Raw genomic sequence first — 10,472 nt, 5'->3', positions numbered from 1 at the left:
ACCAAATATCGATCGAATCGAAATTCGTATGTTCGGCCGGCTCTTCGTGCGCCGATCCGACGGCGAGATCGTCGACGCCGACGAGTGGAGCACAGGTAAGACCGCAGATCTGCTCCGTCTACTCGCTCTCAACGGCAACCGGCCGGTCAGTGTCCAGAGCCTGATCAACAATCTGTGGCCCGACGTCGACGAGGACAAGGCGAAGGCGAGTCTTCGCACCGCTGCTTCGCGGGTACGTCAGGTCCTTGGCGAGCCATGTATCGAACGGCGACTGGGCGGACTCATCCTGCGCAACTCGTGGTCCGACGTCATGGCCTTCCAAACCATCATCCATGACGTGGCCACGGCATTGCGCGAGGGAGATCACGCACGCGTCGTGGCCCTGGTACGAGAAGCTGAGGCACTCTACATCTCAGACTTCCGCGCCTACGACGACAAGAGCACGTGGGCGACCGAGACACGCGAATCCATGCGCCTCAGCCGTCAATCGCTGCTGGCCGACGCCGGCGAGTCCGCGCTCAAACTGAAATGGATGCGTGACGCGATCGATTTCTCGACCCTGGCAATTGCAGCAGATCCCTGCTTCGAGCGCCCCCATCGCACACTGATGCGAGCACATGTGGCGCTCGGTGAGATCGAGCTCGCCTTGCGTGCCTTCGAGCACTGCAGGGTGTGCCTCTCCCAGGAACTGGGCGCCGATCCATCGCCGCAGACCCGTGCCTTGCACATCCAGATCCTCTCGGAAGAGACCGAGGAGCTGTCGATCAACCCATTCGCGGGTCGGTCGGAGGACGTCCGCACGCTGGCCCTCGCACTACGCGCCGCGATCGCCGACAACGGCTGCACTGTCGTGTGCCTGTCCGGCCCGAGAGGGTCTGGACGCGGAGCCCTCCTGGCGGAAGCCGCGGCGACCGTGCCCCACGCGCAGATTCACGTACTGCTGCACGGCGGACCGCCAACGTCCAATGCGCTGACCCTGGCCGGCATGGTGAGTCGCCGCCGGTCCGACATCACTGTCTGGGGACCGTGCCAAGGAGATCCCGGTTGGGAGGTGACCCGGTTGTTGACATTCTTCTCCGGGATCGATCCCACGATCTCTCGGGTCATCGCCGTCGTGGCCTCGCCCGCGGTCGCAGAATTACTTGCCGACAAGCTCAAAGACGGCCCCATCTCGATGCACAGCGTGAGCGTGGGAACCATTTCCGAGGCCGATCTGAAACAATTGGCCGCTGTCGCCCTGTCAGGAAAGGCCGCGCCCCGGCTGCTACGTGAGCTGGCCGAGCAGAGCGAATACTTGGCCGGTCGGGCCGTCTCAGTCCTGCGCGAGTGGATGGCCTCTGGTTGGATCATCTCAACTTTGGACGGACTCGATCTCTACAACGATGCGACCGCGTTGGTGGGCGATTCTCCCGTCGGCGACTACTTTCGGATCACGCTGGAGCAGTTGACCTTGGACCAGAGGGACTTCTGCCACCTTGTGGCGATGATCAAGCGCCCCGTGACTCCTGAGCTCCTGAGCCCCTTCAGCGACACCGGCTCAGACCTCGAGGTGATCCAGTCGCAGCTCGACGAATTGGCAGACCTCGGCGTGCTGACGGTAGGCCAGGACGGCTACGAGTTCCGCAATGGCGCGATCCGGGATGCATTCGAGCACCACCTGCGACCTGCGGTCAAGGCGCGGACGCAGCGCCGCATCCAACGGGAGCTTCGGGCCGAGGGTTCTGCCAGCTGACGGCTCTGCAACGTGACGATCTAGGTTCGATCGAGGTTCTTGACGATGCGATAGACCAGGGGCACCGCGATCACGAGCAAGGCCGCGACAATCAGCAAAGCGCCGTGCGGGCCCTGCATGAACCACAGCAGACCGAACAGCGTCGATGCGGCGAGCCGGGCCAGTGCCACGACAGTCTGGGCGCTCGCAATCGCACTGGCTCGGACCTCCGGCGCAGCCAGATGGCCCGCAATCGCCGCCAGCATCCCGTCGGTCGAGGCGTAGAACGCACCCAGCAGCACGAGCGGCGCGATCACCATGGCCACCCCGCCCACAGGCAATGCCGCGGACAGGTACGCCAACAGGAGCGCGATATGGCCGAGGACGAAGATCCGCATCCGACCGACCCGGTCAGCGATGCGCCCTATCGGTAGGGCAAGCGCCAGGTAGGCCAGATTCGTGCCGACGTACAACAGCGGGAACCACGTGGCCGCGAAGCCGCCCCTGTCCAAGAGCGCCAAGTAGACGAAACCGTCACCGATCGTCAGAAGTCCGAGGGCCCCTGCAACAACCAGAAGTCTCAGCAGACGCGCATCGACTACTTCGCGCCACCGGAAGCGGGGCTCGGTCCCTGCCGGGACGCGGTCAGGAGTCGAGCGCTGGTCAGGTACCAGTAGCCCCAGCAGCGCAAGCCCCATCAGCGCGAAGGCCAATGAGACGACCATGACGACGGTGTAGCCGTCCGGCACCGCCCAGAGGATCGCGAATGCGATCAGGGGTCCCAAAGCCGCGCCGATCGTGTCGAGCGTGCGGTGCACCGCGAAGGCGCGGCCCAGGTGCGAACTCGGAGTCGAGGCGGCGATCATGGCGTCGCGCGGGGCCGTCCGGATGCCTTTGCCGATACGGTCGGCGGCGATCACAGCCGTGATGGCGGCGAATCCGCTGGCGATCAGAAGCCCGACTCTGGCCACAACGGACAGACCGTAGCCCAGGAAGGCAACCCACTTCGGATGGCCACCTCGATCGGCAGCCCAACCGCTGCCGATCCGCACCAACGCGCTGACTCCTTGGTAGAGGCCATCCAGGAAGCCGTAGGCCACCGGCGACAAACCGACGACAGTGATCAGGTAGAGCGGGAGAATCGCCGCGACTGCCTCCGATGAGATATCAGTCAGCAGACTGACGACGCCGAGCAGGACGACGATCCGGGCGACGCGTGCCTTCGGTACCGGCGGGCTCGCCGGATCGGCTCGGGGGCGATCGCCGATCGATATGTACACCGTGTCACCAACGTCTCGTCACGGGTCGCAGCTCAGTCCTGCGCATCGGCCTGGAGGGTGCCGAACAGGGAGTAGCTCGTGTTCTTGGCGCCGGCCCTGGCCGTGACGATGAGGTGATCGGCTCCCCGCTTGAAACTTGCAGCGGTGGAGCCAGCGGTCGTCGGCGCACTCGACTCCGCGAATCCACGTGCCGACAGTGTGTGGCGATAGAACCTGAGTACCGTGCCGCGCGACTTGGAGCTGTTCGCGACGATCGACACCTGAAGCGTCTTCGCCGTGGACGAGACTCCGCTTGATCGGACCACGGAATCAGGCGCCACGGGGATGACCGACACCGGGAAGCCCGCCACGATGCTGCCTCGGCTGCTCGCGCTCGGAGGCAAGCGCTTCGAGATGAGCGAGGTCTTGGTCGACGGCTTGACCTTGCTCAAGCCAGGCAGTCCTTTGGTCTTGGAGCCCTCCGGCTGGCGGATGACCTCCGAGCCATCGCCGTTCGTCACCCCGTTGTCGGACACTTCGTCTTCGGATGCTGACGAGTCGATCGGGTCCGACGTCCCGTTGGCCTCGGTCGCGGCCGTCGAGGAACTTGCCTTCGGCTCGCCGCCGTTCCAGTCGCTGCTGTTGGCCGCGACCAGCGCCGATGCCAGCACCAGGACGGTCGCTACTGCCGAACCGATGACCCTGCGGCGCCTCACGGCTACACCGCGCCTTCTCGGCTGATGACAACCCGGGCGGTCCTCATCGCGATCATGACGTCATCGCGAAGCGTCGCGTTGTCGACGTAGTCGATATCGAGTCGAACCGAGTCGGTCCAACTCAGATTCGACCGACCGCCTACTTGCCATGCACCGGTCATGCCCGGCTTGACCCGTAGACGCCGATGGATCCATTCGTCGTACATCATCGCCTCCCCCGGCAGACCGGGACGCGGTCCGATCAGCGACATCTCTCCCTTGAGAACGTTGATCAATTGCGGCACTTCGTCGATCGAGCTGCTTCGCAGGACTCGTCCGACACCTGTCGTGCGCGGATCCGAAGCCATCTTGAACAGTGGCCCGGCAGCTTCATTGCGGGAGGTGAGTTCGGCGAGCCTGGACTCTGCATCGACCAGCATGGTGCGGAATTTGTAGATCGTGAACACCTTCCCGTCAAGACCCACCCGCGTCTGCCTGAACATCGCCGGTCCGGGCGAGTCCAGCCGGATGATCATGGCGACGAGCACGCAGAGCGGAGAGAGGATCACCAGCAGGATCGCCGCTGCGATCCGGTCGACGATGCCCTTGACCCACAGGGCCGGACGTGACCGGCGTCCTGGTTGGACTGTGAGTGTGACTCTTCGTCCGAGCACCCGCGGCGTGATCCGGCGGGCCACGACACCTTCCAGTTCGGCAGCAACTGAAAGGTCTATCGCCGAATTCTCCAACTCCCAGCTCAACCGGCGCACGTGATATGCGCTGAGCAGCGGTCCCGGTACCACGACGACCTCGTCGACATCGATGGCTTTGGCGACCGCGACGGCGTCATCGAGCGAGCCGAGGATCGGGACGAGCCCGATCTCCTGCGCGGATTCGTCGAAGAACTCGGGCAGACAGACCCCTCGGACTTCGATGTCTGGGCAGGAAGCCCACTGTGCAGCAAGCTGGCCGGTCCCGACCCGACCCCCGACGAGGAGAACGGACCGAGGAGCCTGCATCGTCCGCGCCAACAGCACGACGCCGGTGAAGACCGTCCCTGCCGTGACGACGATGAGGCCCACCCAGCGAACGTCGGCCGGGCTCACCCAGGCCATCGACGACGCCAGCAGTGTGCCGGCGCCTGCTGTGACAGCAAGACGCCTGACCGTCCGGAGAGCGACGATCCGATCGCTGGGTCGCGCGACGGCGAAATCCAGACCCAACGTCATGACAACGATGCCCACGCCCGACCACACAACAGGTCCTGCCTCAGCTGCCACGGCTGCGGCCACGATCGCGGCCACGGCACAGGCCATGGCATATGACGCTCCTGGCGCACTCACCAGGCCGAGCGCGGCGCGCGGAAGGATCGAGATACCGCGCATCCGTCCCTCGACGGAATCTGCAGCGGCCCCTATCGGGTCGGCACCAAGTTCGACAGACGTCACGTCTCACCACACCTCCATCGAAAAGAGCTCAGAGCTGAACGCAGGCAAGCGTCTCTTGACGACGTAAAATTGGCGCAAAGACCGTGGAGGGTCGGTCAGTTCACCGGTCGCGGACCTTCATCGGTTGAAGGTGCTCTGGGTCTTTTCGAGGCCGACGGTCATGAGGCTCTCGATCGCGTCAGCGGCCTCCTCGATGTACGTCGGCAGATCTTTGCGTTCGGTCGAGGAGTACGGCTTCAGAACGAAGTCGTGCACATCCTGGCGTCCGGGCGGGCGGCCGATGCCGACACGCACCCGGTAGTAGTCGCCTGTGCCGAGCGACTGGCGGATCGACTTCAAGCCATTGTGACCGTTGTCCCCGCCGCCGAATTTGATCCGCAACATGCCGAAATCGATGTCCAGCTCGTCGTGGATCGCGATGACGTGATCGGCGTCGACATCGTAGAACTTGGCCAGCGTCGAAACCGGACCGCCGCTCTCGTTCATATACGTGCGCGCACGACCGAGTACGGCCCGCTCACCGGCGAGCCGTCCCTCGACGACGTCGGCACGACCCGACTTGTGCTTCTTCCATTGCCCCGACATGCGGGCTGCCAGCACGTCGGCCACCATGTAGCCGATGTTGTGCCGGGTGTTGGCGTACGTCGGGCCCGGATTTCCGAGCCCGACGACCAACCAGGTCACTCCGACTCGGTGGCTGCCTCAGCGTCGGCCGGAGCGGCGTCGGCGGCCTCGTCGGTCTCCTCGACCTCCTGCGCAGCAGCGGTGACGTTGACGATCAGCAGATCCTCGTCGACCGCGAGCGTCGTGCCCTTGGGCAGCTCGACGTCCTTGGCCAGGATCTGCGCACCGGCCTCAAGGCCCTCGACCGAGACCTCGAAACCTTCGGGGATGTGGGTGGCCTCGGCCTCGACCGAGATGGTCGAGTTCTCGAGCACGACCAGGTTGCCGCTGACGGCGTCGCCGACGACATGGACCGAAACGTCGACCGTGACCTTCTCGCCCTTCTTGACGATCAGGAGGTCAGCGTGCTCGATGAAGCCCTTGAGCGGGTCGCGCTGGACCTGCTTGGGGATCGCGAGGTGCTTCTCGGAGCCGAGGTCGATGGTCAGCAGCGCGTTCGACTGCTTCAGGGCCAGCATGAGCTGGTGGCCCGGGAGCGTGACGTGCACGGGATCGGAACCGTGTCCGTACAGGACGGCGGGAACCTTGTCGGCACGGCGGATGCGACGGGCCGCACCCTTGCCGAATTCGGTACGGGTCTCGGCAGCGATCTTGAGGTCAGCCACGGGGTATCTCCTGGGTGAGTGCGTTGGGGTGATGCGAATGTCGGTGGTCAGATGACCCGGCGCTCGACACAGCACTCCTGTGGAGCGCCCTGTCGATCACGGTCCGAAAGGACCCTCGCCGAGGCAACCGGAGCAGTCTACCGCAGCGAAACACGGCGGAGAAATCCGCGCGTCAGTTTTTGAACAGGCTCGTGACCGAGCCCTCTTCGAAGACTGCCGCCGTGGCCTGAGCCAGGAGCGGGGCGATCGACAGCACCGTGAGCTTGTCGAAGCGTTTGTCGTCCTCGATCGGCAAAGTATTGGTCACGATGACCTCACACGCTGTCGAGTTCTTCAGCCGGTCGACGGCCGGACCTGAGAACACCGCATGCGTCGCCGCGATGACGACGTCTTCGGCACCGTCTGCCATCAGGGCCTCGGCGGCCTGGACGATGGTCCCACCGGTGTCGATCAAGTCGTCGACCAGGATGCAGACCCGTCCGGTGACGTCACCGACGACGCGGTTGGCCTTCGACTCGTTGGGGCGACGCGGGTCGCGGGTCTTGTGGATGAACGCCAGCGGCGCCCCGCCAAGGGCAGCGGCCCACTGCTCGGCGACCTTGATGCGGCCGGCGTCGGGTGACACGACTGCCAGATCCTTCTTGCCATAGCGCTTCTTGACGTGGCGGGTCAGGATCGGCATCGCGAGCAAGTGGTCGACCGGCCCGTCGAAGAAGCCCTGGATCTGTGCGGTGTGCAGATCGACCGTCATCAACCGGTCGGCTCCTGCGGTCAGGAACAGATCGGCCATCAGGCGCGCCGAGATCGGTTCGCGACCGAGGTGCTTCTTGTCCTGGCGGGCATAGCCGTAGAACGGCAGGATGACCGTGATGCGCTTGGCGGAGGCGCGCTTGAGCGCATCGATCATGATGAGCTGCTCCATGATCGCCTCGTTGATCGGCGATGCGTGGCTCTGCAGCACGAAGGCGTCGCAGCCGCGGACCGACTCGTCGAAACGCACGTAGATCTCGCCGTTCGCGAAGTCGTACGCCGTGGTCGGGACAACTTCGATCTCGAGGAGATCGGCGACTTCCTGCGCGAGCGTGGGGTGCGCGCGGCCAGAGAACAACAGCATGTTCCGGGTGGGCGTCCTCTTGGACAGGCTACTCACCGGTTGTCTCCTCAGTGGTTCGTGTCAATGCCGCTTGCGCTGCTTGATCGGATGCCGATCCCGGCCGCTTCGCCGAGACCCACCCCTCAATGTTCCTCTGTGCACTTGCCGAGACCGCCAGCGCCCCCGCCGGTACGTCCTCGCGCACCGTGGTTCCCGCTCCGGTGTGGGCTCCATCGCCGACGGTGACCGGTGCGACGAACGTGTTGTTGGACGCAGTTTTGGCGTGTGCGCCGATCATCGTCCGGTTCTTGTTCACGCCGTCGTAGTTGGCAAAGATCGTGCCGGCCCCGATGTTGGTTCCCTCGCCGATCGTGGCGTCACCCACATATGACAGGTGCGGAACCTTCGCACCCGGTCCGATCAGCGAATTCTTGACCTCGACGAACGTGCCGATCTTGCCGCCGGCACCCAGATCGGCGCCGGGGCGCAAGTACGCGAACGGTCCGACGCTGGCTCCGGCGCCGATGACAGCATCGGAGCCGTGGGTGCGTTCGACGGTGGCATCCTGGCCGACTTCGACATTGCGCAATGTCGTGTCGGGGCCGATCGTCGCACCTTGCCCGACGCTCGTCGCGCCGAGCAGCTGGGTTCCGGGAAGCAGCGTGACGTCGGGCGCCAGCGTGACGGCCGAGTCGATCCAGGTCGTGGCCGGGTCGACGATCGTCACTCCCTCGGCCATCCAGTGCTGGGTCAGCCGCCGGTTGAGCTCTCGACCGAGGCGGGCGAGCTGCGAGCGATCGTTGACACCTTCGGTCTGCCACACGTCCTCGAGGACGTGCGCACCGACGGGCAGTCCCTCGTCGACGGCCTGCCCGACGATATCGGTCAGATAGAGCTCACCTTGCGCATTGGCCGCGTTGAGATTCGCGACAGCACGGGCCAAGAACGTCCCGTCGACGACCAGGATGCCGCTGTTGACCTCGCGGACTTGCCGCTCGGCGTCAGTCGCGTCCTTGTGTTCGCGGATCGCGGTGACCGCGCCTGACTCATCGCGCAGGATGCGGCCGTAACCGAAGGGATCTTCGAGTTCGGCGGTCAGGATCGTGACGGATCGCTCGGCTGCCCGGTGAGCGACGATCAGTTCGGCAAGGGTCTGCGCCGACAGCAGCGGCACATCGGCGTAGCTGATCAGCACCGGGCCGACCGGCACCTCGTCGAGCGCGTCGAGTCCGGCCCTCACGGCGTCGCCGGTGCCGAGTCGTTGCTCCTGCACCGCGAGCGTCACGCTGGGATCATAGGCGGCGACCGCTGCCTCGACCTGCTCGCGGTCGTGCCCGACGACTGCGACCGTTGTGGACACTCCGGCACCGGCTACGGCGACCAGCGCGTGCTCGATCATGGTGCGTCCGGCAATCGAGTGGAGCACTTTGGCCCGCGAGGACTTCATCCGAGTTCCGGCACCTGCTGCCAGCACAATGGCCGTGACTTTCTCACTCATGTGAGCTCCTCCAATAGATCTACTCGATCTCGTGGCTCCCCGGGTAGGAGTCGAACCTACGTCGCTTGTCCGCATTCAAAGTGCGGCGGGCCCTGCCGGCAGACCAACCGGGGAATGTTGCCCAGCCAGACTACCCGAGACCTTTTGCGCTGTGCGCAACGACAAGCGTTCGACGAAATGGGAACACGGTTCCCCACGGCTCAGGCGGATACGCCGAGCGCAATGCAGCCCGGTAGCTCGCCACGAACTGCTCACGCAGATCGTCCGGGAGGGCCTGGAGATAGGGCCGTGCACCTGTGCCGGAGACCCAGTCGAACACCGGATCGTCTCCTTGCAGTACGTGGAAATAGGTCGTTTCCCACAGGTCGACGCTCCAACCGAGAGCCGCGAACAGCCGAAGATAGGCGACGGGTTCGATCCCACGGTCGGCGACGATGTCCGCGGTGTGCGCGGCATATGGCGGCTCCGAGGCGATTTCGTGCAGCAGGGTGTGACTCGGCGAGGAGTAGTTGCGAGGCACTTGCAGCGCGAATGCACCACCGGGCGCAATCCGGGCAGCCAATCGCTCGATGACTTCCAACTGGTCGGGTACCCACTGGAACAGCGCGTTCGACACGATCAGGTCGACCGGCTCGGCGGGCGTCCATGTCGAGACGTCGGCCAGCTCGTAGCTCGCACGCTCGTCGCCGTTGTCGTGATTCGCGCGGTCGATCATCTCTGGTGAGGAATCGACCCCGTGGATCGCTGCCTCGGGCCACCGATGACGCAGCACGTCTGTGAGATGGCCGGGCCCGCAGCCCAGGTCGACGACGGTCCGCGGCTCGGCGCGCACACGGCCGATCAGGTCGACGAACGGACGTGACCGGTCGTCGGCGAACTGCAGATAGCGGTGGGGATCCCAGACAGGCACACCGCCAACTTACCGGCGTTCGACCACCCGAAACAATCTCGACATCAAGAATCTTGATAAGGTCTACTCATGGAGGATGACGTCGATCGGCTCATCGCGGCATGGCAGCACGAACGCCCTGCCATGGACGTGACTCCCATGCATGTCCTGAGCCGGGTCACCCGGCTCGCGCTGCACCTGGATCGTGCTCGCAAAGAGGCCTTCGCGCACCATGGTCTCGAGCCATCTGAGTTCGATGTGCTGTCAGCGCTCAGGCGCTCCGGCAAGCCCTATCGCCTCTCCCCCGGACAGCTGGTCCAGGAAACTCTCGTGACCAGCGGGACCATGACCAACCGGGTCGACAGGCTCGTCCGCAAGGGGCTGGTCGAACGTCTGCCTGACCCCGCAGATCGGCGAGGGGTCCAGGTCAGCTTGACCGATTCCGGCCGGATCGCCGTCGACGGCGCCCTCGACGCGCTGCTCGAAGCAGAGCAAAGACTGCTCGTGGCACTGGCGCCTGACGAGACGGCCAGCATCATCTCGGCCCTGCGCAAGCTCTCCCTGCCATTCGACCACTGACGCACTGCGTG

At 64.9% G+C, this 10,472-nt stretch carries 10 protein-coding genes and 1 tRNA gene; 2 read left to right on the top strand and 9 right to left on the bottom strand.

Annotation, left to right across the window (positions count from 1 at the left end):
* Positions 1 to 28 precede the first annotated feature (28 nt).
* A complete protein-coding gene (locus ACXJKC_RS03655) occupies positions 29 to 1,732 on the top strand; it encodes an AfsR/SARP family transcriptional regulator (RefSeq protein ID WP_456695313.1) in 1,704 nt (567 codons plus the stop codon).
* A gap of 20 nt (positions 1,733 to 1,752) precedes the next feature.
* Here the strand turns inward: ACXJKC_RS03655 and ACXJKC_RS03650 are convergent, their stop codons facing one another.
* From ACXJKC_RS03650 to ACXJKC_RS03610, 9 genes are all read right to left on the bottom strand, one after another.
* Entirely contained in the window at positions 1,753 to 2,991 is a 1,239-nt protein-coding gene (locus ACXJKC_RS03650; protein ID WP_456695312.1) for an MFS transporter, read from the bottom strand.
* Positions 2,992 to 3,023: 32 nt separating this feature from the next.
* Positions 3,024 to 3,686: a hypothetical protein gene (locus ACXJKC_RS03645; protein ID WP_456695311.1), complete on the bottom strand. Its 663-nt coding sequence runs from the start codon at positions 3,684 to 3,686 to the stop codon at positions 3,024 to 3,026.
* Between the two features lie 2 nt (positions 3,687 to 3,688).
* Positions 3,689 to 5,113: a sugar transferase gene (locus ACXJKC_RS03640; RefSeq protein WP_456695310.1), complete on the bottom strand. Its 1,425-nt coding sequence runs from the start codon at positions 5,111 to 5,113 to the stop codon at positions 3,689 to 3,691.
* Between the two features lie 117 nt (positions 5,114 to 5,230).
* Positions 5,231 to 5,797: an aminoacyl-tRNA hydrolase gene (gene pth / locus ACXJKC_RS03635; RefSeq protein ID WP_456695309.1), complete on the bottom strand. Its 567-nt coding sequence runs from the start codon at positions 5,795 to 5,797 to the stop codon at positions 5,231 to 5,233.
* A complete protein-coding gene (locus ACXJKC_RS03630; RefSeq protein WP_456695308.1) occupies positions 5,794 to 6,402 on the bottom strand; it encodes a 50S ribosomal protein L25/general stress protein Ctc in 609 nt (202 codons plus the stop codon). The genes pth and ACXJKC_RS03630 overlap by 4 nt, the downstream gene beginning before the upstream one ends.
* Positions 6,403 to 6,574: 172 nt before the next feature.
* Complete coding sequence (locus ACXJKC_RS03625) at positions 6,575 to 7,552, bottom strand: ribose-phosphate diphosphokinase (protein WP_456695307.1); 978 nt, start codon at positions 7,550 to 7,552, stop codon at positions 6,575 to 6,577.
* The gene (gene glmU, locus ACXJKC_RS03620; RefSeq protein WP_456695306.1) at positions 7,545 to 8,993 is read right to left on the bottom strand and encodes a bifunctional UDP-N-acetylglucosamine diphosphorylase/glucosamine-1-phosphate N-acetyltransferase GlmU; all 1,449 of its coding nucleotides are present in this window, start codon (positions 8,991 to 8,993) and stop codon (positions 7,545 to 7,547) included. The genes ACXJKC_RS03625 and glmU overlap by 8 nt, the downstream gene beginning before the upstream one ends.
* Before the next feature lie 32 nt (positions 8,994 to 9,025).
* Positions 9,026 to 9,107: transfer RNA gene (locus tag ACXJKC_RS03615), tRNA-Gln, on the bottom strand.
* Positions 9,108 to 9,123: 16 nt separating this feature from the next.
* Positions 9,124 to 9,903 carry a methyltransferase domain-containing protein gene (locus ACXJKC_RS03610; RefSeq protein ID WP_456695305.1) on the bottom strand — a complete coding sequence of 260 codons (780 nt, stop codon included), beginning with the start codon at positions 9,901 to 9,903 and terminating at the stop codon, positions 9,124 to 9,126.
* A gap of 69 nt (positions 9,904 to 9,972) precedes the next feature.
* Here ACXJKC_RS03610 and ACXJKC_RS03605 point away from each other — a divergent pair, with 69 nt between their 5' ends.
* The gene (locus ACXJKC_RS03605) at positions 9,973 to 10,461 is read left to right on the top strand and encodes a MarR family winged helix-turn-helix transcriptional regulator (protein ID WP_456695304.1); all 489 of its coding nucleotides are present in this window, start codon (positions 9,973 to 9,975) and stop codon (positions 10,459 to 10,461) included.
* The last annotated feature ends 11 nt before the right edge of the window (positions 10,462 to 10,472 follow it).

This window comes from Aeromicrobium sp. P5_D10 (assembly GCF_054049535.1).
This window is presented reverse-complemented; position numbering and strand designations above follow the sequence as displayed.

Excerpts from the sequence above, each read along its gene's own strand:
- ACXJKC_RS03655 (WP_456695313.1), top strand. The coding sequence starts at position 29 with ATGTTCGGCCGGCTCTTCGTGCGCCGATCCGACGGCGAGATCGTCGAC.
- glmU (WP_456695306.1), bottom strand. The coding sequence starts at position 8,993 with ATGAGTGAGAAAGTCACGGCCATTGTGCTGGCAGCAGGTGCCGGAACT.
- ACXJKC_RS03605 (WP_456695304.1), top strand. The coding sequence starts at position 9,973 with ATGGAGGATGACGTCGATCGGCTCATCGCGGCATGGCAGCACGAACGC.